The organism is Mesorhizobium sp. M5C.F.Ca.ET.164.01.1.1, assembly GCF_004792125.1.
Taxonomy (GTDB): domain Bacteria; phylum Pseudomonadota; class Alphaproteobacteria; order Rhizobiales; family Rhizobiaceae; genus Mesorhizobium; species Mesorhizobium wenxiniae.
Map to the genome: position 1 here is coordinate 1 of NZ_SRTG01000153.1, position 404 is coordinate 404.

At 65.1% G+C, this 404-nt stretch carries 1 protein-coding gene; it reads right to left on the minus strand.

Annotation, left to right across the window (positions count from 1 at the left end; genetic code table 11):
- Positions 1–404 (minus strand): efflux RND transporter permease subunit (locus EN807_RS32870; RefSeq protein ID WP_135937962.1); only part of this gene is annotated, 404 nt, incomplete at both ends.

The following is a 404-nucleotide window of genomic DNA, read 5'->3' on the forward strand; positions in this document are numbered from 1 at the left end:
GATGATCAGTGCGCCCAGCGAGATACGCTGCAGCGAGATGCCGAGATAGGCCATGACGGTGAAGGTGATGGCGAGCACCAGCGGGATCGACAGCGCCACGACGAAGCCGGCGCGCATGCCGAGGCTGATGAAGGACACCGCTAACACGATGGCCACCGCCTCGAACAGGGCGCGGGTGAAGCCCGATACCGCTTCCTCGACGATCACCGGCTGGTCGGCGACCAGATGCACGCCGACGCCGACCGGCAGGTCGGCCAGCACCTTATTCATCTCCTCGTGCAAGGCCTCGCCGAATTGCAGCAGATTGGCGTTGGGTTTCATGCCGATGGCGAGCGCGATGGCGTCCTGGCCGTTGAAGCGGAACAGCGACGTCGGCGGGTCGACATAGCCGCGCCTGATCGTCG